This window comes from Pseudomonas sp. MT92 (assembly GCF_058792515.1).
In genome coordinates, this window is sequence record NZ_JBXAFA010000004.1 from 154,367 (window position 1) to 176,966 (window position 22,600).

Sequence of the window (22,600 nt, forward strand, 5' to 3'; positions counted from 1 at the left end):
GATGAATCACTGTCTGACAAAAACCGACCAATGGAGCTCAGCACAGCACGCTCAACCATGTCGAACCCAGTAACAACAGACCCATGCCGCGGTTGAACCGCTGCATCGCGCGTCGTGATCGCAACCAGCGGCTGGAGCCGGCGCCAAGCACTGCCCAGGCGCCGAGGCACGGCAGCGAGATCAGGAAAAACGCCAGGGACAACACCATCACATGCACATACCGGTCTTCACCCACCCCGGCAAACACACTGACCACCGCCAGTGCCATCATCCAGGTTTTCGGGTTGATCCATTGCAGGCCGGCGGCGCCCAGCAAACCGAGACGCTTCTCGGTCTTCTGGGTGGCAATGGCTTCGGCGGGGGCGCGGAAGATCTGCCATGCCAGACACGTCAGCCAGGCCACTCCTGCCCACTGCATGAGCGTTTGCAGCAGGGGCCATTGACTCAACGTAGAACCGGCCCCCGTGCCCACCAGCAGTACCAGCAGCGCGGCACTGGCACAGGCGCCAAGCACGATCGGCATGGCGGCGACCAGGCCGAACCGGGCGCTGTTGCTCAACACCAGAATGTTGGTCGGTCCGGGCGTGATCGAGGCCACAAAGGCAAATAGCAGGAAGGGCAGTAACGTCGGGAAAGAGGACAGCATCGCAGGCAAACTCCGGTGAAGATCAGTGAAATCGATCTTCACCGGTGCGGCGCTTAACGGTCTGGAAGATTTGAGCAGCGCTTGCGGTACAGCGCCGGTGTCAGACCATAGGCGCGGACGAACCAGCGGCCGAGATGGCTTTGATCGGCAAAGCCCAGCGCCATGGCGACCGCTGCCGGTTGTTCGCCCTGGGCGAGCATTCTCCGGGCATTGGCCAGGCGCAATTGCACCAGATAGGCATGGGGCGCGATGCCATAAGCGGCCTTGAAGGCGCGGGTCAGGCGAAAACGGTCGACGCCGGTGGCGGCCGCCAATTGGTCGAGACCGATGTCGTATTGAGCGTTGGCGTGCAGGTACTCTCGCGCCCGCTGGGCCACTCGAGGCAGGCGAGGGTCTTCGCCACAGCGGACACGCCAGTGCAGATGGCCGGTCAGTCGCTCGAGCAAGTCGGCGAGGGCGGTTTGCCGGACGATCTTGAGCTCGCCGCGGTGCAGGGTTTCGAACGCCAGGCTGGTCGCACGGGCCAGCCGCGAATCGTTGGCCAGCGTATTGGCGAAACTCAATGCACTGTGGTCTGGCGAGCTGTCGAACACGGCGCCAAGTTCTTGCTGCAACCACTGCGGGTCGAGGTAGAGCATGCGGTAGGTGAAACCGTCAGCGGTCGGGGCTTCGCCGTCATGGATATCCCCCGGTTCGAGCAAGAACACTTTGCCCGGCGTGCTTTGATGCCTGGCGCGACGGCAGTTGAATTGCTGCACGCCTTGCTCGGTGACACCCACCAGATAGCTGTCATGCCAGTGCGGGTCGTAGGCGTGGCCTTGGAAATGCGCGCGCAGGGTCTCGATGCCGGTGTCGGCATCCTTGGACAGGTCGATCCAGTTATGAGACGTCATGCTGCACCTGAGGGACTTATTGCCCAACGATTTAACACTTGCGCCGGGCTCGACGCCTAGAACGTTTGTGCAGCTTGTCAGTTGAAGAGCCCGGCGGCGATGTTGATCGAAAACCCGAGAATCGCCGTATTGAACAGAAAGCCGATCAGCGACTGCGCCAGTACAATTTTGCGTAAGTCACGGGTCGCCACGCCGACATCGGACGTCTGCACCGCCACACCGATGGTGAACGAGAAATACAGGAAGTCCCAGTAATTGGGCGTGGTCAAACCCTCGGCAAAGCGCAATGCCGGCTCCTTGCCTTGCCAGGTGTAATACAGCCGCGCGTAATGCACGCTGAAAATTACCCCGATCAGTAGCCAGGAACCCAGCACGGTCAATGCGGTGAAGCCGTAATGCAGGAGTTTTCGGGTGGTTTCCAGGTCCTTGCTGCCCGCCAGTTCGAAGGTGATGGTCGCCAGGCTGGCAATCGCCGCAATGCACACCACGAACAGCACCAGCCCGGCGTTTTCATCTTCCATGTCGGCAATGCGTTTCACATCCGCCGCTTTGGAGCGTACGACGATCCAGGCCATCAGGATCAGGTAAGTCCAGACCCCGGCATTCCAGCCGATGAGTATTTTGGTGATGATCGAATCGGCCGGAACCAGAATGCCCGCCGCGATGCCGACTGTCATGCCGGCGGAGAGGCGAGGGTGGGTGTGGGTGAGGAAGGACATGAGCACTCGAAGGGTCGGGGTATTGCCAACACCTTAGCCCAGGTGAGCACAATCTTGAAATCACCGAGATCCCTGTAGGAGCGAGCCTGCTCGCGACGCACCCAAGGGCACCGCGTTTGGCCTGCAAGCTCGCACAAGGGACTGTGGTGTCGGTTAATGCGGCTTGTGGCGCTTGCTGACCAGCTTCATCACCACCACAAAAAACACCGGCACGAACACCACGGCAAGGGTCGCGGTGATCATCCCGCCAATCACCCCGGTGCCGATGGCCTGCTGGCTCGCCGAGCTGGCCCCAGTGGCGATCGCCAGCGGCACCACGCCGAGGATGAACGCCAGCGAGGTCATGACGATCGGCCGCAGTCGCAGGCGCGCCGCTTGCAAGGTGGCGTCGATCAGCTCATGGCCTTCGTCGTACAGGCTCTTGGCGAATTCGATGATCAGGATCGCGTTCTTCGCCGACAGGCCGATGATGGTGATCAGCCCGACCTTGAAGAACACATCGTTGGGCATGCCGCGCAAGGTCACCGCCAATACCGCGCCGAGCACGCCCAATGGCACCACCAGCAGCACCGAGGTCGGGATCGACCAGCTCTCGTACAGCGCCGCCAGGCACAGGAACACGATCAGCAAGGACAAACCGAGCAGGATCGGCGCCTGGCTACCGGAAAGACGTTCCTGCAACGACAACCCGGTCCATTCCTGGCCCAATCCTGCCGGGCCCAGCGCGACCAGCCGTTCGATCTCCGCCATGGCTTCACCCGTGCTGTGACCGGGTTTCGGTTCGCCGGAAATCGCGATCGCCGGGTAGCCGTTGTAGCGGGTCAACTGCGCCGGGCCCAGGGTCCATTTGGCCTGGACGAACGCCGACAGCGGCACCATGTCGCCTGCGTTGTTGCGCACGTGAATCTTCAGCAGATCGTCGACCTGACTGCGTTGGTCGCCTTCAGCCTGCACCACCACCCGTTGCATCCGCCCCTGATTGGGGAAGTCGTTGATATAGGTCGAACCGACGGCGGTAGACAGCACGCTGCCAATGTCCGCAAAGGACACGCCCAGGGCATTGGCCTGTTTGCGGTCGACGACCAGTTGCACTTGCGGTGCTTCCGCCAGGGCGCTTTCGCGCACGTTCATCAGGATCGGACTTTTCTCGGCGGCGGCCAGCAATTCAGTACGGGCGCGCATCAGCGTGGCGTGACCGAGGCCACCGCGATCCTGCAAGCGGAACTCGAAGCCGCTGGAGGTGCCGAGTCCGTCGACCGGCGGCGGCAGCACCGCAAAGGCCATGGCGTCCTTGATCTGGCTGAGGGCGATGTTGGCCCGGTCGGCGATCGAACTCGCCGAATCATCGCGGCCGCGTTCGGACCAGTCCTTCAAGGTGGTGAAGGCCAGCGCCGCGTTCTGCCCGCTGCCGGAAAAACTGAAGCCGAGGATCACTGTGCTGTCGCCGACGCCCGGCTCGGTGGCGTTGTGCGCTTCGATCTGCTCGACCACTTGCACGGTGCGATGCTTGCTTGCGCCCGGTGGCAGTTGAATGTCGGTGATGGTGTAGCCCTGGTCCTCCACCGGCAGGAAGGAGGAAGGCAAACGACTGAAGCAAACCCCCAAACCGATCAGCAGCACGCCGTAGATCAACAGGTAACGGCCGCTGCGCTTCAACGCATAGGCGACCCAACCCTGATAACGGTCCGTGAGTCGCTCGAAACGGCGGTTGAACCAGCCGAAGAAACCCGCTTTCTCGTGATGCTCACCCTCGGCAATCGGCTTCAACAGCGTCGCGCACAGCGCCGGGGTCAGGGTCAGGGCGAGGAACGCCGAGAACAGGATCGAAGTGGCCATCGACAGCGAGAACTGGCGGTAAATCACCCCGACCGAGCCCTGCATGAACGCCATCGGAATGAACACCGCCACCAGCACCAGGGTGATACCAATGATCGCGCCGGTGATCTGCTTCATCGCCTTGCGCGTCGCTTCCTTGGGCGACAGGCCTTCAGTGGCCATGATTCGCTCGACGTTCTCCACCACCACAATCGCGTCGTCCACCAGAATGCCGATGGCCAGCACCATGCCGAACATGGTCAGTACGTTGATCGAGAAACCCAGCGCCAGCATGGTCGCAAAGGTGCCCATCAGCGCCACCGGCACCACCAGCGTCGGGATCAGCGTGTAGCGGATGTTCTGCAGGAACAGGAACATCACCGCGAACACCAGCAGCATCGCCTCGCCCAGGGTGTAGACCACTTTGGTGATCGAGACTTTGACGAACGGCGACGTGTCGTACGGGATCTTGTATTGCACTCCGGCCGGGAAGTAGCGCGACAGTTCATCCATCTTCGCCCGCACCAGCGTCGCGGTGCTCAGGGCGTTGGCGCCGGGCGAGAGTTGCACGCCGACGGCGGTTGACGGCTTGCCGTTCAGGCGCGTGGAAAACTGATAGTCCTGGCTGCCGATCTCGACCCTGGCGACATCGCCGATGCGCACCGTGGAGCCATCGGGATTGGCCTTGAGCACGATATCGGCGAACTCCTCAGGCGTAGACAATTGGCCCTTGACCAGAATGGTCGCGGTGATTTCCTGGGTGCCGCGGCTCGGCAAATCGCCGATGCTGCCTGCCGAGACCTGCGCGTTTTGCGCCACGATGGCGGCATTGACGTCGGCGGGCGTGAGGTTGAAACCGAGCAGTTTCTGCGGGTCGATCCAGATACGCATCGCCCGTTCGGCGCCGTACAGCTGTGCTTTGCCGACGCCGTCCAGACGCTTGATCTCGTTCATCACGTTGCGCGCCAGGTAATCGCTGAGCGCCACATCGTCGAGCTTGCCGTCACTGGAGGTCAGGGTGATCAACAGCAGGAACCCGGCGGAGACTTTCTCCACCTGCAAGCCTTGCTGGGTCACCGCTTGCGGCAGGCGCGATTCCACGACTTTCAGGCGGTTCTGCACATCGACCTGGGCCATTTCCGGGTTTGTGCCGGGCTGGAACGTCGCCTTGATCGTGGCACTGCCCAGGCTGCTTTGCGATTCGAAATACAGCAGGTGATCAGTGCCATTGAGTTCTTCCTCGATCAGGCTGACCACGCTCTCGTCTACGGTCTGTGCCGAAGCGCCGGGGTACACGGCATAGATTTCGATCTGCGGCGGCGCGACGTCGGGGTACTGCGCCACTGGCAACTGAGGTATGGCCAGGGCACCGGCCAGCAGGATGAACAACGCGACCACCCAGGCAAACACCGGGCGGTCGATAAAGAACTGCGGCATAAACAAGCGTCCTGCTTACTGGCCAGAAACCTGGGCGAGTGGAAGAGGGGTGTCGTCGATCTGTACTTTCTCGCCGGGGCGGGCGTGTTGCAGGCCTTCGATGACAATGCGGTCGCCAGGTTTGAGGCCACCGGTGACGACCCAGCGATCGTTCTGCACCGGGCCCAGTTCGACCGGTTGCAGGCCGACCCGCTGCTGGTCATCGAGCAACAACACTTGCGCCACCCCGGCGCTGTCACGCTGGATGGCCCGCTGCGGCACGCTGATACCTTGCTGATTGATCGCTTGCTCAAGACGCACGCGTACGAAACTGCCCGGCAGCAGGTCGAGGTCCGGGTTGGGGAATTCGCTGCGCAGGATGATCTGCCCGGTGCCTGGATCGACCGTGATATCGCTGAACAGCAGTTTGCCCGGCAACGGGTAAAGGCTGCCGTCGTCCTGGATCAGCGTGGCCTTGGCCTGTCCCTGACCCACTGCTGTCAACTGACCGGAGCGGAACGCCCGGCGCAGGTCGTTGAGTTCGCGGGTCGACTGGGTGAGGTCGGCGTGGATCGGATTCAGTTGCTGAATCAGTGCCAGCGGCGTGGTTTCGTTTTGCCCCACCAGCGCGCCTTCGGTGACCAGCGCGCGACCGACGCGCCCGGAGATCGGTGCGGTGACGGTGGCGTAACCCAGGTTGAGGGTTGCCCGGTCCACCGCCGCTTTGTTGGCCGCGACATCGGCCGCCGTTTGCCGCACGGCGGCCCGCGCATTGTCGTAGTCCTGCCCGCTGATGGCCTTGTCGTCGATCAACTGGGCGTAGCGCTGCTCTTGCAGTCTGGCTTGATACGCATTGGCCTCGGCCTTGCGCAACGCCGCTTCGGCGCTTTCCAGGTCGGCCTTGAACGGTGCCGGGTCGATGCGAAACAGTACATCGCCTTTCTTCACGTCGCTGCCTTCGCGGAAGGTCCGTTGCAACACCACGCCGGCCACCCGGGCCCGCACTTCGGCGATGCGTGGCGCCACGATCCGCCCGCTCAGCTCGCTGCTGATCGACAGTGGTCGGGCTTCGATGGTTTCGATGCGAACGGTGGCCAAAGGCGCCTCTTCCTCGGCGTTGGTGGACTTGTCGCACGCGCTGAGCGTCAACGCCAGCGCTACAAGACTGAGCCTGGCAAGCAGATGTTTAGACATGAATGACCCCAATGATGACCCCCAGCATCCTACTGGGCGGCGGCGAGGGTAGCGGTGAAGCTTTGTAGGCGCTGTGTGAAATTGTGTAAGGGTTTTACTCAGGTGTGCGTGTGGGCGTATATCCTGCTGGCCTTGATTTCATTTGCGCTTGGTCGACCGCCATCGCGAGCAGGCTCGCTCCCACAGGGGATTTGTGAACGCTACAGATCAAATGTGGGAGCGAGCCTGCTCGCGATAGCTGTCTATCAAGCGCCACAGCACTTTCTGGAACACCCCCATGCCCAACATCCTCCTGGTCGAAGACGACACCGCACTCGCCGAGCTGATTGCCAGCTACCTGGAACGCAACGGCTACTCCGTCTGCGTGATCAGTCGCGGTGATCATGTGCGCGAGCGGGCGCGGCTCAATCCGCCGGACCTGGTGATCCTCGACCTGATGCTGCCGGGGCTCGACGGGCTGCAAGTGTGCCGCCTGTTGCGCGCCGATTCGGCGAGCCTGCCGATCCTGATGCTCACCGCCCGCGACGACAGCCACGATCAGGTGCTGGGCCTGGAAATGGGCGCTGACGACTACGTCACCAAACCCTGCGAGCCTCGCGTATTGCTGGCCCGGGTGCGCACCTTGCTGCGGCGCAGCAGCCTCAGCGAGCCACAGACCGCCAACGACCGGATCCTGATGGGCAACCTGTGCATCGACCTGTCCGAGCGCACCGTGACCTGGCGCGAACAATTGGTCGAACTGTCCAGCGGCGAGTACAACCTGCTGGTGGTGCTGGCCCGGCATGCCGGCGAAGTATTGAGCCGCGACCAGATTCTGCAACGGCTGCGCGGCATCGAGTTCAACGGCACTGACCGTTCGGTGGACGTGGCGATCTCCAAGCTGCGACGCAAGTTTGACGACCACGCGGGCGAAGCGCGCAAGATCAAGACCGTGTGGGGCAAGGGCTACCTGTTCAGCCGTTCCGAGTGGGAATGCTGAGCCGATGTTCAGAATCCTCTTTCGCCTTTACCTGGTGACCATTGTCTCGTTCAGCGCCGCCATTTATCTGGTGCCGGACCTGGTGATCAAGGTCTTCCAGGAGCGCTTTATCAGCTACAACCTCGATTATTCCCGAGGGCTGCAAACCCTCATGGTCAAGCAGTTCAAGGCGGTTCCGGTCGAGCGGTGGCCAGCCCTGGCGGCCGAAATGGACGAGGACTTCCGGCCGCTGCACATCGTACTCAGCGCGATCGACGATCCCGGGTTGTCCCTCGACGAGCAGCAACGTTTGCAGCGCGGTGAAAACGTGGTGCGTGTCGGCGACTGGGGTTGGCGCACCCTGGCGGTGGCGCCGCTGAATGAGCGCACCGTGGTGCAAATGGTGGTGCCGCCGGACCCGCTGGACGTCAACCTGCTGTACTGGAGCATCAACGTGCTGATCGGCGCGACCATGCTCGCGTGCCTGTTGCTGTGGCTGCGTCCGCACTGGCGTGACCTGGAGCGCCTGAAACGTGCGGCAGAACGCTTCGGCAAGGGCCACTTGAGCGAGCGCACGCAGATTGCGGCCAGTTCCAACATCGGCAGTCTGGCGAACGTCTTCGACACCATGGCCGGCGATATCGAAAACCTGCTGAACCAGCAGCGAGACCTGCTCAACGCGGTGTCCCACGAATTGCGCACGCCGTTGACGCGACTGGATTTCGGCCTGGCCCTGGCCCTGTCCGACGACCTGCCGGCCACCAGCCGCGAACGTTTGCAAGGGCTGGTCGACCACATCCGTGAACTCGATGAACTGGTGCTGGAACTGCTGTCCTACAGCCGCTTGCAGAATCCGGCGCGGGTGCCGGAACAGGTCGAGGTGTCGCTGGATGAATTCATCGACAGCATTCTGGGCAGTGTGGATGAAGAACAATCACCGGACATCGTCATCGACGTGCTGCTCCATGGTCAGCTCGAACGCTTCAGCCTCGACCCGCGCCTGACCGCCCGCGCCCTGCAGAACCTGCTGCGCAACGCCATGCGTTACTGCGAAAAACGCATCCAGATTGGCGTGCAGGTGTGCCCCAAAGGCTGCGAGATCTGGGTCGACGACGACGGCATCGGCATTCCGGATGATCAGCGTGAGCGGATTTTCGAGCCGTTCTATCGGCTGGACCGCAGTCGTGATCGCGCCACGGGCGGGTTTGGCCTGGGGCTGGCGATCAGTCGTCGGGCACTGGAGGCGCAGGGCGGTACCTTGACGGTCGAAGCATCGCCGCTGGGCGGGGCACGATTCCGCTTGTGGTTGCCGACGCCGGCGTGAGATTGCATTCCTGTCAAAGTTTTTACGACGGCTGCGCCTCTGAGCGGGAGCAAGCTCCCTCGCCACAGAGATTCGTGCAGTCAGGCGCTTAATCGGCTGCGTAGCGTCGTGGCCATTGCCTCCAGTTCTGCCGCCGGGTTGTGTCCGATGAGCATCCAGGCGTGGTGCATGTCCGACCAATAGACAATGTTCAACCCGTGCCGACGTTCCCGGGCGATATGTCGACTGCCGGTGCCGGAAAGGGTGATGCACAGCGCAAGCGGGCCATGGACCGGGTCCAGGTAGGTGATCTGGGCGATCGGCACGTCATCGTATTCAAGGATTTGTGCGCGCTTGAGTTCAATCCTGGGCAAGCTCAACTGCGCGGGTGCGAGCTTGAGGCCCAGATGTTCATCAAGGGTCTGCAATTGCGCGCGCTGAGTGGTTTCATCGCTCGGTAAGTGGTCGAGGGTCTGCGGCACGTAGAGTGCCATGTAGTCGGCCACCAGCCCGCGCCAGTTGCTGGTTTGCTGACTTTCCTGCCAGCCCAGGAACAGGCGATCCGCCAGCACGCCACCGGCCACCAGCCCGGCCGCTGCCGCCAGGAACCAGCGACGGCTGAGCGGTGGACGGGCCGGCGAGGGCAAGGTGTCGAGCATCGCTTGCAGGCGATCCACGGGGGCCTGGCGACTCAACTGGTTGAACGCATCCTTGAACGGCAGGCTGCTGCGATCCAGCCATTGCAGGCGCAGACCGATCATCGGGTCTTCGGCAATGGCCGCGTCGATGCGTGCCCGCTGTTCGGTATCGAGCTGGTCATCCAGGTAGGCCACCAGTTGCTCATCCGAGAGTTTCGCGTTCATCGACGTTCTCCGCTGGAAGGGTTCGGCACGGATTGCAACGGCGGGTATTCGGCGAGTTTCACCCGGGCCGCTGCCAGGCGACTCATGACCGTGCCGATGGGGACTTGCAACACTTCGGCGACCTCGCGATAGGACAGCCCCTCGACATAGGCCAGAAACACCGTTTCCCGTTGCGCCTCGGGCAGCGCATCGACACGGCGAATGACCTGCGACGCCAGTACATGGGTCTGCGCCGCGTGTTCTCCGTCAAACGACAACGCATTGTCGGTATCGACCGTGCCTTGCCCCTGACGCACCCGTCGCGCACGCACTTCGTTGATCCAGATCGAATGCAGGATGCTCATCAGCCAGCGGTCCATCCGCGTCCCCGGTTCGTATTGCCCGGCCCGTTCCAGTGCGCGCACGCACGTGGCCTGCACCAGGTCTTCGGCAACATGCCGTTGTCGGGACAGCAGCAGGCCGTAGCGCCATAGACGCGCCAGGTGCTGGCTCAGTTCTGCCCGTATTGCCTGATCGCTGGCGATGGCGACCTCCGTCCGTTCGGGATGTCAGGTTTTCGATGAATCGTGGATGGCTTCAGACAGGTCCTGGTATTCCTCGCAGGAAGTGTTGCCGCAAATCGACTTGATCTGTTGCAACTGTTCCTGGGCCAGGTCCAGCCGACCTTTGACCACATAGGCTTCGCCGAGGTACTCGCGGACCTTCGCGTACTGCGGGTCGAGTTTGACCGACTGCAGGTAGTAACCGATACCTTCGTCGGTACGCCCCAGTTTACGCGTAGCATAGCCGCGATAGTTTAACGCCTTGGCGGTGTTGGGGTCTTTGAGCGTATCCAGCAAGGCCAGCGCTTCTTCGTAGCGATTGTCCTTGGCCAATTGGTAAGCGTAATCGGTGCGGTCGGCGTCAGACAGCGCTTTACTGGTTTGCAGGACGCATTTCTGCGTTTTTTTATCTAAAACCTGGCCTCGAGGGCATTCGGGTTTGGCGGGCGAATTGTCATCGCCATGGCCCAGCGCCAGGGAACTGGTGAGCGCGGTGGCAATCAACAGCGGTGCGATGAACACTGAAAAACGGTTATTCATGGACAATGCTCCACAGGAATCAGGGTCGGGACATCGAACAGGCCGAATACGTCGAATTGTTCTGCCAGTGCCCGTCAAAAGGTAAACACTGCAGGGCGGACAATTATTCATTGCGTTGCGGGGTTCTTTGCAAGAAAGGCTCAAATCGAGGGGCTATGTCCGCATGCGGTCCCGCTTTTGGCCGAACCGCTGCCTTACTGCCCACCGCACTGCCTTGTTATAGTTCGGGCCTCTTTTTTGCCCGCTAAAGGATCACCGGCATGTCCCAATACACAGCGTTCAACGTCGAACTGGTCGATAAAATCGCCCATGTGCAGATCAACCGCCCGGAAAAGATCAACTCGATGAATGCTGCGTTCTGGAGCGAAATCGTCGAGATCTTTCAGTGGATCGACGACACCGACGAGGTGCGAGTGGTGGTCCTCAGTGGCGCCGGCAAGCATTTTTCCTCGGGCATCGACCTGATGATGCTGGCGGGCGTGGCCAATGAAATGGGCAAGGACGTCGGGCGCAACGCGCGCCTGTTGCGGCGCAAGATTCTCAATCTGCAAGCGTCGTTCAATGCCGTCGACAACTGCCGCAAACCGGTAATGGCCGCCATCCAAGGCTACTGCCTGGGCGGTGCCATCGATCTGATTGCCGCTTGCGACATGCGCTACGCCGCCGAAGATGCCCAGTTCTCGATCAAGGAAATCGACATCGGCATGGCCGCTGACGTCGGCACGCTGCAACGCTTGCCGCGGATCATCGGTGACGGCATGCTGCGCGAACTGGCTTACACTGGTCGCACCTTTGGTGCCGAAGAGGCGCGGGGCATGGGCCTGGTCAATCGCGTTTACAGCGACAATGCCAGCCTGCTTGATGGCGTCATGGGCATTGCCCGCGAGATCGCCGGCAAGTCGCCGATTGCCGTCACTGGCACCAAGGAAATGATCAGCTACATGCGCGATCACCGCATCGATGATGGCCTGGAATACGTCGCCACCTGGAACGCCGCCATGTTGCAATCCACTGACTTGCGCGTGGCCATGGCCGCCCATATGAGCAAACAGAAACCCGAATTTCTGGATTGATTGAAAAATGACTTCACGCTGGACCACTGCAGTACTGGACACCGATCAACCCGGCGGCTGGGCCGTGGCGCGCAGCCCCGAAGGCTTTCTGTTCGATGACAATGGCGCGCTGTTCCCCCGTGAATGGCTCAAGCGCCAGGACCTGGCGATTCTGGCCGAGCATGGCATCGGTCATCTCGATGGCGAGCCGGTGTATCTGCTGGAATTGCGCAGCCACAGCGAGGTCCCGGGCTGTCAGTGGAAAGGCTTGCGGGCGTTCATGCTCGAAGGCGATCACACGGTGTACAAGGTGCTCGCGTACGCCGCGCAGATCGGCACCTGGGCCCGTGAGCACCGCTATTGCGGTAATTGCGGGCAAGCCATGAATCAGGTGCCGCGTGAACGGGCTATGTATTGCCAGCCCTGCGATCTGCGCAGCTATCCACGGATCTCGCCGAGCATGATCGTGTTGGTGACCCGTGGCGACGAAATCCTGCTGGCGCGTTCGCCACGGTTTGTCACCGGGGTCTACAGTACGCTGGCGGGCTTTGCCGAACCGGGTGAGTCCGCCGAGGATTGCCTGATTCGCGAGGTGCGAGAAGAGGTGCGGATCGAGGTCAGGAACATCCAGTACATGGGCAGCCAGTGCTGGCCGTTCCCGCATTCGATGATGCTCGGCTTCCATGCTGAATACGCCGGCGGCGAGATCGTCTGCCAGGAAGACGAGATTGAAGACGCCCAGTGGTTCAACGTGCACGAGCTGCCGCCGTTGCCGGCGTCACGCTCGATTGCCCGTTACCTGATCGACGTCTATGTGGCGCGGCGGTTAGGCCACGCTGAACCAGTGTTGCCAGGCTAGGCGCACGGTCAGGCCCAACACCACGGTGATGAACACCGGACGAATGAACTTCGCGCCGCCACTGATGGCGGTGCGAGCGCCGAAGAAGGCGCCGACCATCAATGACGAGCCCATGCTCAAGCCGATCACCCAGTCCACCTGACCGGAAAAAATGAAGATCGACAGCGCCGCCGCGTTGCTGACGAAGTTCATGCTGCGCGCCACGCCGCTGGCTTTCACCAGGTCGATGGGGTAGAGCAGCAGGCTGCTGACGGTCCAGAACGCGCCGGTGCCGGGACCGGCCACACCATCATAGAAGCCGAGGCTGAAGCCTTGGGTCGATTGCCAGGTTTTCTTGATCGGCGCGTCGCTGTCCAGCGGGGCTTTCGGCGTTCCGCCAAACAACAGATAGACACCGCAGGCAAAGACGATCACCGGGAGCATCTTGTTCAGCCATTCGGCCGGCAGGTAGTGGGCGACCACGGCACCGCTCAGGGCGCCAACCAGCGTGCCGACGATGGCGTGAGTCCACTGCCTGGGATGGAACAGCTTGCGACGGTAGAAGGTGAAGCTGGCGGTGGCGGAACCGAAGGTCGAGCTGAGCTTGTTGGTGCCCAGGACCAGGTGCGGTGGCAGGCCTGCGGTCAGCAAGGCCGGGGTGGTCAACAGGCCACCACCGCCGGCAATGGCGTCGATGAAGCCGGCTACAAAGGCGACAAGGGCGAGAATGGCGAGGGTGGTGAGGTCAACGCTGAGTTCGAAAGGCATGGAATCGGCTTATTCGGCGAGGTGCCAAAGGTGGATATGCGGGGAGGGCTCACATCTTACCCACATCCACCTTTGGCGGCGACCCGACGAAGGCGTCAGCCCTGACGACAGATCATTTAAGCTGCGGCCCATTACCGATCTGCCACACAAACGGTGGCTCGGTTCCGTTGATCGTCCAGTCCCCGACAATCCGTGCCTTGTAGATCAGCGGATTATGCGACGACACGGTCCGCGCATTGCGCCAATGCCGGTCGAGCGATTTGCCCTGGCGAATATCCGAAGCCCCCAACGCATTGAAAAGCTCGGTGGTCGCCCGTTGGATCAGCTCCGTGACCACCACTTGCGCCTTCGCCGATTCGATTTCCGCCGCCACATTCGCCGCTGTTTCCCGTTCGTCGTCACCGGCGAAACGCGCCAGGTAGGCCTCCTGCGCGGGTTTCGCCGCGCTCAAGGCGCTGGCTTCGGCGGCATACACCCACGCGGCAATATTGCCGACCACTTGCTGGACCTGCGGGTCATCGCTGACCCGCTGTGCGTTGCCATGGCTGTAGATGCGCTGGCGTTCGCGCACATGACGCGACACATCACGCAATGCCGCACGGCCGATGCCTGCCAGGGTGGCCAGGAGCACGAGCTGATAGAACGCCGTCTGGTATTTGAAGCGGGTCGCGAAATCGATGATGTTCTCGGCGTCCACCTCGGCATCGACAAAGCGCGATGTTCCGCTGCCCGTGGTGCGTTGGCCGAAGCCGTCCCAGTCATCGCTCTGCACGATGCCCGGCTGGCGCGTGCGCACGGCGGCAATGACGTCGCCACCGGTGTCGCTGCGCTGGGCGTAGACGTCAATCCAGTCGGAGAACAGGCTGCCGGTGCTGTAGAACTTCTCACCGTTGAGCCGCCATTGATCGCCATGGGGCGTGACTTTGGTCACGACATCGCCAACCTCGACGGCACCGATTTCAGTCCAGGCGCAACCGACGATGTCTCCCTCGACGAAGCGTTTGAACCAGATATCCCGCGACGGGCCGTATGGGGCGTTGAGACGATCCTCGACAAAGGCGAAGTGGCCGCGCAGTGCCTGGGGAACGTTGGAGTCGGCTTCCGCCAGTTCGATCAGCAGCTCAAACAACTGTGGCACCGAAGCGCCACCGCCGCCGTATTCAATCGGTACCCGTACTGCGCCGAATCCGGCGTCCTTGAGCCATTGAATCGGCTCATAGGGCAGGGTGCGCGACTGTTCACGTTCGAGGGCGCCGTCGGCAATGCGCTGGAAAATCGGTCGGTACTTCGCGGCGAGGGTTTGATAGTCGGCGCCGGTGGACAGCGGGTTGATTACCTGGTGTTCGGTCATGGGACAACTCCTTAGCTGGGCAGAAAAAGCATTGCGTCTGCCAGGGACGATTGCAGGGTCCATGCCGGACCCGTCCTGTGCGGATTTACTGGGCGCCCTTGAGTTGGCGGTGGTTTCAACTGTTGCCGGGCCAACAGTGCATCAGCAAATTGTCCGGGTGAGGCGGTTTTTGTGGCGAGGGAGCTTGCTCGCGCTTGAGTGCGCAGCGCTCAGCGAAATCCGGGGCCGCTGCGCAGCCCGGCGGGAGCAAGCTCCCTCGCCACCGTGCTCACTTCAGGGCTGGCACGCTTGCTGCTCATGCCCCAGGACATACCCTAATGTCCCGAGGAAACGCCAATGAGTCAGCAAGCCGTGAAATTTGCCTACTGGGTGCCGAACGTCAGCGGTGGGCTGGTGGTCAGCAAGATCGAACAACGTACCCACTGGGGTATCGACTACAACCGCAAGCTGGCACAGCTGGCAGAAGAGGCGGGGTTCGAATATGCCCTGACACAGATTCGTTTCACCGCCGGTTACGGCGCCGAGTACCAGCATGAATCGGTCGCCTTCAGCCATGCCCTGCTGGCGGCAACGACCAGGCTCAAAGTCATCGCTGCGATCCTGCCGGGCCCTTGGCAACCGGCGCTGGCGGCCAAGCAACTGGCTACCATCGATCAACTCACCAACGGCCGGGTGGCGATCAATGTCGTCAGCGGCTGGTTCAAGGGCGAGTTCCAGGCCATCGGCGAACACTGGCTGGAACACGATGAGCGCTATCGCCGCTCCGAAGAGTTCATCCGATCACTCAAAGGCATCTGGACCCAGGACAACTTCACCTTTCGCGGTGACTTCTACCGCTTCGATAACTACAGCCTCAAACCCAAACCCCTGGGGCGTCCGGAAATCTTCCAGGGTGGCAGTTCCCGTGCCGCGCGGGACATGGCCGCGCGGGTGTCGGACTGGTATTTCACCAACGGCAACACCCCGGAAGGCATCAAGGCTCAGGTCGATGACATTCGCGTCAAGGCTGCGGCGAACAATCATTCAGTCAAGATCGGGGTGAACGCCTTCGTGATCGCCCGCGACACCGAAGAGGAGGCGCGGGAAGTGCTGGCACAGATCATCGATCAGGCCGACCCGGAGGCGGTGAATGCCTTCGGCGACGCGGCGAAGCAAGCCGGCCGGGCATCGCCGGAGGGCGAGGGCAACTGGGCGAAATCGACGTTTGAGGAACTGGTGCAATACAACGATGGTTTCAAGACCAATCTGATCGGCACGCCACAACAGATCGCCGAACGAATCGTGGCGCTCAAAGCGGTGGGCGTGGATCTGGTACTGGCAGGGTTTCTGCACTTTCAGGAAGAAGTGGAGTATTTCGGCCAGCGGGTACTACCACTGGTAAGGGCGTTGGAGGCCGAAGCGTTGTCCCGGCAGACCGCAGCGGTCGCCTGAGCACCTCAACCCCGGCAGGTACTGGCTTGCCAGCGCCTGCCAGGGGCCAGTGTTACAAGCCCAGGTCGGACAAGCCCGGGTGATCATCCGGGCGGCGGCCCAGCGGCCAGCGGAACTTGCGCTCGCTTTCCTTGATCGGCAGGTCGTTGATGCAGGCGAAGCGCCGGGCCATCAGGCCGTCCTCGTTGAACTCCCAGTTTTCGTTGCCGTAGGAACGGAACCAGTTGCCCGAATCGTCGTGCCATTCATAGGCATAACGCACGGCGATGCGGTTGTCAGTGAACGCCCAGAGTTCCTTGATCAGGCGATAGTCCAGTTCCTTGGCCCATTTACGGGTCAGGAAGGCTTTGGCCTCTTCGCGGTTGTGGGCGAACTCGGCGCGGTTTCGCCATTGGGTGTCCAGGGTATAGGCCAGCGACACACGCTGCGGATCGCGGGAGTTCCAGCCGTCTTCGGCCAGGCGGACTTTTTCGATGGCGGATTCACGGGTAAAGGGCGGCAATGGCGGACGAACTTCAGCGTTAGACATTGGATATCTCCGTATCAAATGAACGTTCAACAACGTTGTCGGTCTTGATTAAGCAGTTACAGCGCCAATAACTTGCGCGCCACACATTGCGCATGATCGGCGGCACTGTTGTCACCCATGACAAGTGCGACGGTAATGGCCCCGTCAATCAGGATCAGCAACTGCTTGGCGAGCGTCTGCGGATCTTCGGCGCCATAGTCGGTACACAGCTCGCACACGTAGTCGAGCAGCTTCTGTTTGTGGTCTTTGGCGACCAGGCGAACCGGGTCTTGCGGATCACCGGTCTCACCGCTGGTATTGATGAACGCACAGCCGCGAAAGCCTTCGGAACAGAACCAGGACTTGAGCACGGTAAACAGATTGAGCAGCCGGTCCGTTGGAGTATCGGCCTGGTCGACCGCACTCCTGTACCAGTGCATCCAGCGCTGATCCCGGCGTTGCAGGGCGGCGACGGTCAGCGCCTCCTTGTTGGCGAAGTAGCGGTAGACGCTCTTTCTGGAGACGCCGGCGGTCTTCACCAGAAGATCCATGCCCGTGGCGGCGATGCCACTTTTGTAGATCAGCTTTTCGGTGACGTCCAGAATGATGTCGCGTGTGTCGTTGCTTGTGATTTCGTTCATGGCTCGAACAGTAGAACGATCGTTCTCCATGGTCAATCATTATTTTTGCCAGTGAAGAAATCGCCATCATTGGCTGGCCTTCGATGAGGTCAGGACAGACAGCCACAAGACCCGAACCGATCCATGGTGTAAGCTCTCGACCTCTTTGGATTCGACCCACTGCGAGCCCTATGCCGTCGCTTTTCAAACGCTCTCTGCTGCCCAAACTGCGCAGTTTTCCGCTGACCGCCGATGCCGTCACCTTCCTCTCTGGTGCTGCCGAATTCCGCCGTTGCCTGCTGGAAAAAATCGCCAGTGCAACCCGGCGTATTTACATCGTTGCGCTGTACCTGCAACAGGATGAGGCCGGTCAGGAAATTCTCGATGCCTTGCACGCCGCCAAACGGGCGCGTCCGGAACTGGACGTGGTGGTGGTCGTCGACTGGTTGCGCGCCCAGCGCGGCCTGATCGGCGCGGGCAAGCAACCGGGCAACTCGGCCTGGTATCAGGAAATGACCCGCACCCACGCCAGTGAAGTGCCGGTGTACGGCGTGCCGGTGCAGACCCGCGAACTGTTCGGCGTGCTGCATCTGAAGGGTTTCGTGATCGATGACTGCGTGATCTACAGCGGTGCGAGCCTGAACAACGTCTACCTGCACAAATTCGACAAGTACCGCTACGACCGTTATCACCTGTTGCAGAACCGTGACCTGGCCGATTCGATGCAGCATCTGGTTCAACACGGCCTGGTGGCTTCCAAGGCCGTGCATCGCCTGGATCTGCCGAACCTGCCGACCACCCGCAGCCTGCGCAATGACATCGGCGACCTGCGCAGCCGACTCAAGCATGCGGCGTATGACACGACACAGGGCACCACGGACAAGACCGGCCTGTCGGTCAGCCCCTTGCTCGGCGTCGGCAAGAACAACCCGTTGAACCGGGTGATTTGCGAACTGATCGCCAGCGCCCAGCAGCAGCTGACTATCTGCACGCCCTATTTCAATCTGCCATTGGCGGTGATTCGGGAGGTCAACCGGGCGTTGGCCCGTGGGGTGAAGATCGACATCGTGGTCGGCGACAAGACCGCTAACGACTTCTATATTCCGCCGAGCGAGCCGTTCAAAGTGATTTCGGCGCTGCCGTACCTGTACGAAATCAGCCTGCGCCGGTTCGCCAAGCGCCATCAACGCAACATCGACAGTGGCCAGTTGAACCTGCACCTGTGGCTGGACGGCGATAACACCTATCACCTCAAGGGCATGTGGATCGATCAGCGCTACACCTTGCTGACCGGCAACAACCTCAACCCTCGGGCGTTTCGTCTCGATCTGGAAAACGGCTTGCTGATCGATGATCCGAAAGGCGAGTTGCAGGCACCGCGGCGCACGGAACTGGCGCAGATTTTCCAGCACACCCGGCGTATCGAGCGGTTCCAGGACCTGCAAACCTTGCCGGATTACCCGGCAGGGGTGGCGAAGTTTCTCAAGCGTGTGAGCCGGGTGCGTATTGAGCGCTTACTCTACCGTATCCTGTAAAAACGGTAGCGCGGCGGCTGACGCCATCGCGGGCAAGCCCGGTCCCACAGGGTTTAATGTCGATCACGTGATTGGGGTTCGACTCAAAACTCCGTGGGAGCGAGCTTGCTCGCGATGAGGCGCTTCCAGTCGCTACGACACTCAGTTCAGACCCAGTTTTCCACGCAAGGTCGATAGATCCTCCGCCAGGGTATTCACCGGCCCGACCAGCGCCTTGCGGTCGTTTTCCTTCACCTTGTCGTAAGTCTCGAAACCGCCGTTCGCGGTTTTGTACTTGGCCAGAATCCTGTTCACCGTGGCAAAGTTCTTGTCGACTTTGGCGATGAATGCCGCGTCCTGTTTTTCGATTGACGGGCGGAACAGGTCGACGATTTTCTTCGCGCCGTCGATGTTGCCCTGGAAGTCATAGAGGTCGGTGTGGCTGTAGCGATCTTCTTCGCCGGAGATCTTGGTGGCGGCCACTTCTTCAAGCAACGCAGCGGCGCCGCCAACCACTTTTTCCGGCGGGAACGTCAGGCCGGCGACGCGGGTTTGCAGGTCTTCGACGTCTTTGTTCAGACCGTCCGCCAGTTCGCCCAGGCCCTGGGTGCTGTTTTGCGAAAACAGCGCGTATTCGATGCGGTGGAACCCGGTGAAGTCTTCAGCTTTCACGCCTTTTTCGTGGTCATCGACGCGGGAGTCGATGGACGCATCGAGGTCACTGAACAGTTCGGCAATCGGTTCGATCGATTCGTAGTAAACCCGGGTCGGCGCATAGAGTTTTTTCGCGGTGGCCAGATCACCTTTTTTCACCGCATCGGTGAACTGCCGGGTGTGGCTGGCCAGTTCATCCAGTTGCTCGGTGACGTAGATCTTGTAGTCCGAAATCGGTTGCACCAACGCCAGTGGCGCAGTCGCCGCGGAAGCCGCAAGCGGAGTGGTCAGCAAGCCTAGGGTCAGCAGTAACGCAAGTGGCGACTGTTTCATGGGACGGTTCCGTGTTGGGGGATGGTTACGCGGTTGTTGGATGGGTGGCGGCAAGCAGTGAGCGACCGATGAAATCCTGGTCGCCGGTGACACCGGGCAGGGTGAAGAAATAGCCGCCACCGACCGGCTTCAGGTACTCCTCCAGTGGCTCGCCGTTGAGTCGGGTTTGCACGGTGATAAAGCCTTTCTCCAGGTCGGCCTGGTAGCAGATGAACAGCAAGCCCATGTCCAGTTGGCCGTTCTTGTTCACGCCGTTGGAGTAATTGAACGGCCGGCGCAGGATCAGGTTGGCCTGGGTCGTGGCGGTGCGCGGGTTGGCCAGGCGGATATGCGCGTCGAGTCTGGTCAACTTGCCGTGCGGGTCCTTGCTGTAGTCCGGCACTTGCGACTCATGGGTGCCGCCCATGGGCGCGCCGCTGCTCTTGACCCGGCCGAGAATGCTTTCCTGTTCCTGCAACGGTGTACGGTCCCAGCGCTCGACGAAGTTGCGGATGATCCGCACCGCCTGATAGCTGCCGTTGGCGGCCCAGGCCGGCTCGTCGCTGCCGGGTTGAACCCAGACGATGCTGTCCATGGTGTTGGCATTGCTGGAGTCGGGGTTGGCCGAGCCGTCACGAAAGCCCAGGAAGTTGCGCGCGCTCTGCGCCGGCACACCGGGTTTTGCCGGGGCCTGGGGCGGCACGCTGCCTTCCTGTTTCCAACGCACCAGCAGCAGGTCCGGAAGGTTTTTGACGATGTCGCGCAAGGCGTGGATGTTGGTGTCGGTGGTGTTGGAGCAGAACTGCAGGCTCAGGTCGCCATGGCAGCAGTCGGCCTCCAAGGCATCGTTGGGAAAACCGACCATGCGGATCAGGCGCTTGGGTTTGGCGTGGGCCAGACCAAAGCGTTCATCGAACAACGAGGCGCCGACCGACACGGTGATGGTCAGGTTATCCGGGGTCACGATCGGGCCGAGAATGCCTGAATCCACCGGTGGCAACTTCGGATCGACCTGGGTGACCGGACCGCCTTTCATCAAAAACGCGATGCGATCATTGAGGGTGCGAAACAGTCGCTCCAGGTCTTGGCGATCGCTGGCCAGCACATCGAACGACACCAGCATGCCGGACGCCGGGCGCGGAGTGACGATGCCAGTCTGGTGCTTGCCGTGGAATTCGTGGTGGTCTTGCGTGTGGTCGCTGCTCGGCGCCTCGGTGACCTGTGCCGGACTGGCGGCCATGGCCGGGCAGCTCAGCGCGGAGCCGGCCAGGGCGACACCGGCTGCGCCCATGCCCATCAATACCCGGCGCCGCTGGAGGTTGAATTGCTTTGAGTCGTTCATTGATCAGTCGTCTTCTGCTGACAGGCCAGAAAGGCCAAGGGCGGGGTCGATTCCATCGAGTGCAGCGGCCAGTGCCTTGGCCTTGTCGGCGATCTCCTGGCGTTGCGCTGTGCCGACACTGTCGTAACTGGCGTAGCCGTCCTTGATCTTGAAACCGTTGAGTTCGGTGTCGAACGCGCTGAGCGCACTGTCGATCTGCGGCAGCAGGTCGGCGGCGGATTTGGCCAGCAACGGACGCAGCAGGTCGACGACCTTGCGTGCGGCATCGACATTGGCGGCGAAGCCATTCAGGTCGGTGTGGCTGTAACGTTCTTCTTCACCGCTGCGGGCGCGCACCTCGGCGATGCCGTTGAGGTTGCGCACGACAAGGCTCACCAGTTGCTCCGGTGGCAGGGACTGGGCCAGCAGCTGTTGCTTGAGGGTGGTCACGTCCGCCGACAGGCGCTGGGCAACCGGTGCCAGACCCTCGAGGTCGCGTTGCTGGAACAGCGCGTATTCGAGTCGATGGAAACCGACAAACCCGGTGTCTTGCTCGCGGTGTTCGAAGTAATCGGCACGGGCGTTGATCCCGTTGTCCAGCTCGGCCAGGCGCTGGGCGGCCGGGGCCAGGCGTTGATAGGCGACACGGGCCGGGACGTACAAGGCTTGGGCCTGGCTCAGATCACCGTCGGCGATGGCTTGCTCAAGGGCGGTGACGGCTTTGATCAGCGCCGTGCCCTGGCTGCTCAGGTACACACGGAACTCCGACAGCGGCCCGACGAACGCCACCATCGACGGCCTGGCCTTGGCCGCCGCTTCCGACGCCGCCGTCGGCGTGACGTGCAAGGTGCCGCGCGGGTTGCTCAGCAGACCGCAGGTGATGGCGTAGTCGCCGGGCAACAGGTTGGCGTTGATCACCTGGCTCAGGCCGGGCGCGATGTTCTCCCGCTCTTCGACCACCAGCACGCCATCGAGGATTTCCCATTCGACGGCGCGATCGGATCGATTGACGATGCGGAAGCTGGCATGGCCAGCCGGAACCGTCAGGGCATTCGGCTCGCAGCTGTGCGGGTGAATGGTCACCAGCACTTCGTCGTGGCTCGCCTGGCGCTTACCAGCGGCCACTTTCGAGGCGTAATAGAACAGGCCGCCGGCAGCGATCATCACGATCACCGAGCCGGCCACTGCCCAGCGCAAGGCGCGGGGAGGGGAAGCCTGGGTGGGGGCTTGATTTGGCATGGTTGCCCTTACTGGCTGGAAATGGAGGAAGACTGTCTGGCTGGTTATTCAAACGAATCCTGTGGGAGCGAGCCTGCTCGCGAAAAAACTGCAGGCGCCGCAG

General features: G+C 61.6%; 21 protein-coding genes. 6 read left to right on the top strand and 15 right to left on the bottom strand.

Translation table 11 applies throughout. The annotated features are described in order from the left end of the window. Positions 1-37: 37 nt before the first annotated feature. The 5 genes from AC1Q6D_RS09080 to AC1Q6D_RS09100 form a co-directional block, all read right to left on the bottom strand. Entirely contained in the window at positions 38-646 is a 609-nt protein-coding gene (locus AC1Q6D_RS09080) for a LysE family translocator (RefSeq protein ID WP_103403035.1), read from the bottom strand. Positions 647-699: 53 nt separating this feature from the next. Further along, on the bottom strand, positions 700-1,539 hold the full coding sequence (locus AC1Q6D_RS09085; protein WP_103403036.1) for an AraC family transcriptional regulator: 840 nt from the start codon (positions 1,537-1,539) through the stop codon (positions 700-702). A gap of 77 nt (positions 1,540-1,616) precedes the next feature. After that, positions 1,617-2,258: a DUF1345 domain-containing protein gene (locus tag AC1Q6D_RS09090; RefSeq protein ID WP_103403037.1), complete on the bottom strand. Its 642-nt coding sequence runs from the start codon at positions 2,256-2,258 to the stop codon at positions 1,617-1,619. Between the two features lie 153 nt (positions 2,259-2,411). Then, positions 2,412-5,510 (bottom strand): multidrug efflux RND transporter permease subunit, encoded by a 3,099-nt coding sequence (locus AC1Q6D_RS09095; protein WP_103403038.1) that lies wholly within the window; start codon positions 5,508-5,510, stop codon positions 2,412-2,414. A 15-nt stretch (positions 5,511-5,525) separates the two neighbouring features. Beyond that, positions 5,526-6,683: an efflux RND transporter periplasmic adaptor subunit gene (locus tag AC1Q6D_RS09100; protein ID WP_103403039.1), complete on the bottom strand. Its 1,158-nt coding sequence runs from the start codon at positions 6,681-6,683 to the stop codon at positions 5,526-5,528. A gap of 277 nt (positions 6,684-6,960) precedes the next feature. On the opposite strand from AC1Q6D_RS09100, the gene AC1Q6D_RS09105 reads away from it, so the two are divergent. Together AC1Q6D_RS09105 and AC1Q6D_RS09110 are read left to right on the top strand one after the other, a co-directional pair. Then, positions 6,961-7,662 carry a response regulator gene (locus tag AC1Q6D_RS09105; protein ID WP_103403040.1) on the top strand — a complete coding sequence of 234 codons (702 nt, stop codon included), beginning with the start codon at positions 6,961-6,963 and terminating at the stop codon, positions 7,660-7,662. A 4-nt stretch (positions 7,663-7,666) separates the two neighbouring features. After that, on the top strand, positions 7,667-8,965 hold the full coding sequence (locus AC1Q6D_RS09110; protein WP_103403041.1) for an ATP-binding protein: 1,299 nt from the start codon (positions 7,667-7,669) through the stop codon (positions 8,963-8,965). A gap of 80 nt (positions 8,966-9,045) precedes the next feature. Here the strand turns inward: AC1Q6D_RS09110 and AC1Q6D_RS09115 are convergent, their stop codons facing one another. From AC1Q6D_RS09115 to AC1Q6D_RS09125, 3 genes are all read right to left on the bottom strand, one after another. Further along, a complete protein-coding gene (locus AC1Q6D_RS09115) occupies positions 9,046-9,807 on the bottom strand; it encodes an anti-sigma factor family protein (protein WP_103403042.1) in 762 nt (253 codons plus the stop codon). Then, the gene (locus AC1Q6D_RS09120) at positions 9,804-10,289 is read right to left on the bottom strand and encodes an RNA polymerase sigma factor (protein ID WP_256590126.1); all 486 of its coding nucleotides are present in this window, start codon (positions 10,287-10,289) and stop codon (positions 9,804-9,806) included. Before AC1Q6D_RS09120 ends, AC1Q6D_RS09115 begins: the two co-directional genes overlap by 4 nt. A 66-nt stretch (positions 10,290-10,355) precedes the next feature. Continuing rightward, complete coding sequence (locus tag AC1Q6D_RS09125; RefSeq protein WP_103403044.1) at positions 10,356-10,889, bottom strand: tetratricopeptide repeat protein; 534 nt, start codon at positions 10,887-10,889, stop codon at positions 10,356-10,358. Positions 10,890-11,149: 260 nt separating this feature from the next. Here AC1Q6D_RS09125 and AC1Q6D_RS09130 point away from each other — a divergent pair, with 260 nt between their 5' ends. Both AC1Q6D_RS09130 and nudC read left to right on the top strand, forming a co-directional pair. Then, a complete protein-coding gene (locus tag AC1Q6D_RS09130; RefSeq protein ID WP_103403045.1) occupies positions 11,150-11,962 on the top strand; it encodes a crotonase/enoyl-CoA hydratase family protein in 813 nt (270 codons plus the stop codon). Positions 11,963-11,969: 7 nt separating this feature from the next. After that, complete coding sequence (nudC, locus tag AC1Q6D_RS09135; protein WP_103403046.1) at positions 11,970-12,800, top strand: NAD(+) diphosphatase; 831 nt, start codon at positions 11,970-11,972, stop codon at positions 12,798-12,800. On the opposite strand, the gene AC1Q6D_RS09140 is transcribed toward nudC, so the two are convergent. Both AC1Q6D_RS09140 and AC1Q6D_RS09145 read right to left on the bottom strand, forming a co-directional pair. Then, positions 12,768-13,547 (bottom strand): TSUP family transporter, encoded by a 780-nt coding sequence (locus AC1Q6D_RS09140; protein ID WP_047529357.1) that lies wholly within the window; start codon positions 13,545-13,547, stop codon positions 12,768-12,770. The genes nudC and AC1Q6D_RS09140 overlap by 33 nt on opposite strands. 112 nt (positions 13,548-13,659) lie before the next feature. After that, positions 13,660-14,898 (bottom strand): acyl-CoA dehydrogenase family protein, encoded by a 1,239-nt coding sequence (locus AC1Q6D_RS09145; protein ID WP_103403047.1) that lies wholly within the window; start codon positions 14,896-14,898, stop codon positions 13,660-13,662. 336 nt (positions 14,899-15,234) lie between these two features. Here AC1Q6D_RS09145 and sfnG point away from each other — a divergent pair, with 336 nt between their 5' ends. Continuing rightward, the gene (gene sfnG, locus AC1Q6D_RS09150; protein WP_103403048.1) at positions 15,235-16,329 is read left to right on the top strand and encodes a dimethylsulfone monooxygenase SfnG; all 1,095 of its coding nucleotides are present in this window, start codon (positions 15,235-15,237) and stop codon (positions 16,327-16,329) included. A gap of 52 nt (positions 16,330-16,381) precedes the next feature. Here sfnG and AC1Q6D_RS09155 read toward each other — a convergent pair whose 3' ends face one another. Together AC1Q6D_RS09155 and AC1Q6D_RS09160 are read right to left on the bottom strand one after the other, a co-directional pair. Further along, positions 16,382-16,858 carry a nuclear transport factor 2 family protein gene (locus AC1Q6D_RS09155; RefSeq protein ID WP_047529351.1) on the bottom strand — a complete coding sequence of 159 codons (477 nt, stop codon included), beginning with the start codon at positions 16,856-16,858 and terminating at the stop codon, positions 16,382-16,384. A gap of 56 nt (positions 16,859-16,914) precedes the next feature. Continuing rightward, the gene (locus AC1Q6D_RS09160) at positions 16,915-17,478 is read right to left on the bottom strand and encodes a TetR/AcrR family transcriptional regulator (protein WP_103403049.1); all 564 of its coding nucleotides are present in this window, start codon (positions 17,476-17,478) and stop codon (positions 16,915-16,917) included. A gap of 170 nt (positions 17,479-17,648) precedes the next feature. Between AC1Q6D_RS09160 and pssA the strand changes: the two genes are divergently transcribed. After that, positions 17,649-18,992 carry a CDP-diacylglycerol--serine O-phosphatidyltransferase gene (gene pssA / locus AC1Q6D_RS09165; protein WP_103403050.1) on the top strand — a complete coding sequence of 448 codons (1,344 nt, stop codon included), beginning with the start codon at positions 17,649-17,651 and terminating at the stop codon, positions 18,990-18,992. A gap of 141 nt (positions 18,993-19,133) precedes the next feature. On the opposite strand, the gene efeO (AC1Q6D_RS09170) is transcribed toward pssA, so the two are convergent. Genes efeO (AC1Q6D_RS09170) through efeO (AC1Q6D_RS09180) form a run of 3 tightly spaced genes read right to left on the bottom strand, consistent with a single transcriptional unit; the run spans position 19,134 to position 22,497 of the window. Beyond that, entirely contained in the window at positions 19,134-19,958 is an 825-nt protein-coding gene (gene efeO, locus AC1Q6D_RS09170; protein ID WP_103403051.1) for an iron uptake system protein EfeO, read from the bottom strand. 25 nt (positions 19,959-19,983) lie between these two features. Then, positions 19,984-21,279 (bottom strand): iron uptake transporter deferrochelatase/peroxidase subunit, encoded by a 1,296-nt coding sequence (efeB, locus tag AC1Q6D_RS09175; protein ID WP_103403052.1) that lies wholly within the window; start codon positions 21,277-21,279, stop codon positions 19,984-19,986. A 3-nt stretch (positions 21,280-21,282) separates the two neighbouring features. Then, a complete protein-coding gene (gene efeO, locus AC1Q6D_RS09180; RefSeq protein ID WP_103403053.1) occupies positions 21,283-22,497 on the bottom strand; it encodes an iron uptake system protein EfeO in 1,215 nt (404 codons plus the stop codon). Between the last annotated feature and the right edge of the window lie 103 nt (positions 22,498-22,600).

Bases quoted from the DNA above. Each gene is read 5' to 3' on its own strand.
- AC1Q6D_RS09125 (WP_103403044.1), bottom strand. From the start codon at position 10,889: ATGAATAACCGTTTTTCAGTGTTCATCGCACCGCTGTTGATTGCCACC.
- efeB (WP_103403052.1), bottom strand. From the start codon at position 21,279: ATGAACGACTCAAAGCAATTCAACCTCCAGCGGCGCCGGGTATTGATG.
- AC1Q6D_RS09160 (WP_103403049.1), bottom strand. From the start codon at position 17,478: ATGAACGAAATCACAAGCAACGACACACGCGACATCATTCTGGACGTC.
- sfnG (WP_103403048.1), top strand. From the start codon at position 15,235: ATGAGTCAGCAAGCCGTGAAATTTGCCTACTGGGTGCCGAACGTCAGC.
- nudC (WP_103403046.1), top strand. From the start codon at position 11,970: ATGACTTCACGCTGGACCACTGCAGTACTGGACACCGATCAACCCGGC.
- AC1Q6D_RS09090 (WP_103403037.1), bottom strand. From the start codon at position 2,258: ATGTCCTTCCTCACCCACACCCACCCTCGCCTCTCCGCCGGCATGACA.
- efeO (WP_103403051.1), bottom strand. From the start codon at position 19,958: ATGAAACAGTCGCCACTTGCGTTACTGCTGACCCTAGGCTTGCTGACC.
- AC1Q6D_RS09085 (WP_103403036.1), bottom strand. From the start codon at position 1,539: ATGACGTCTCATAACTGGATCGACCTGTCCAAGGATGCCGACACCGGC.
- AC1Q6D_RS09105 (WP_103403040.1), top strand. From the start codon at position 6,961: ATGCCCAACATCCTCCTGGTCGAAGACGACACCGCACTCGCCGAGCTG.
- AC1Q6D_RS09140 (WP_047529357.1), bottom strand. From the start codon at position 13,547: ATGCCTTTCGAACTCAGCGTTGACCTCACCACCCTCGCCATTCTCGCC.
- pssA (WP_103403050.1), top strand. From the start codon at position 17,649: ATGCCGTCGCTTTTCAAACGCTCTCTGCTGCCCAAACTGCGCAGTTTT.
- AC1Q6D_RS09145 (WP_103403047.1), bottom strand. From the start codon at position 14,898: ATGACCGAACACCAGGTAATCAACCCGCTGTCCACCGGCGCCGACTAT.
- AC1Q6D_RS09155 (WP_047529351.1), bottom strand. From the start codon at position 16,858: ATGTCTAACGCTGAAGTTCGTCCGCCATTGCCGCCCTTTACCCGTGAA.
- AC1Q6D_RS09100 (WP_103403039.1), bottom strand. From the start codon at position 6,683: ATGTCTAAACATCTGCTTGCCAGGCTCAGTCTTGTAGCGCTGGCGTTG.
- AC1Q6D_RS09115 (WP_103403042.1), bottom strand. From the start codon at position 9,807: ATGAACGCGAAACTCTCGGATGAGCAACTGGTGGCCTACCTGGATGAC.
- AC1Q6D_RS09080 (WP_103403035.1), bottom strand. From the start codon at position 646: ATGCTGTCCTCTTTCCCGACGTTACTGCCCTTCCTGCTATTTGCCTTT.
- AC1Q6D_RS09130 (WP_103403045.1), top strand. From the start codon at position 11,150: ATGTCCCAATACACAGCGTTCAACGTCGAACTGGTCGATAAAATCGCC.
- AC1Q6D_RS09095 (WP_103403038.1), bottom strand. From the start codon at position 5,510: ATGCCGCAGTTCTTTATCGACCGCCCGGTGTTTGCCTGGGTGGTCGCG.
- efeO (WP_103403053.1), bottom strand. From the start codon at position 22,497: ATGCCAAATCAAGCCCCCACCCAGGCTTCCCCTCCCCGCGCCTTGCGC.
- AC1Q6D_RS09110 (WP_103403041.1), top strand. From the start codon at position 7,667: ATGTTCAGAATCCTCTTTCGCCTTTACCTGGTGACCATTGTCTCGTTC.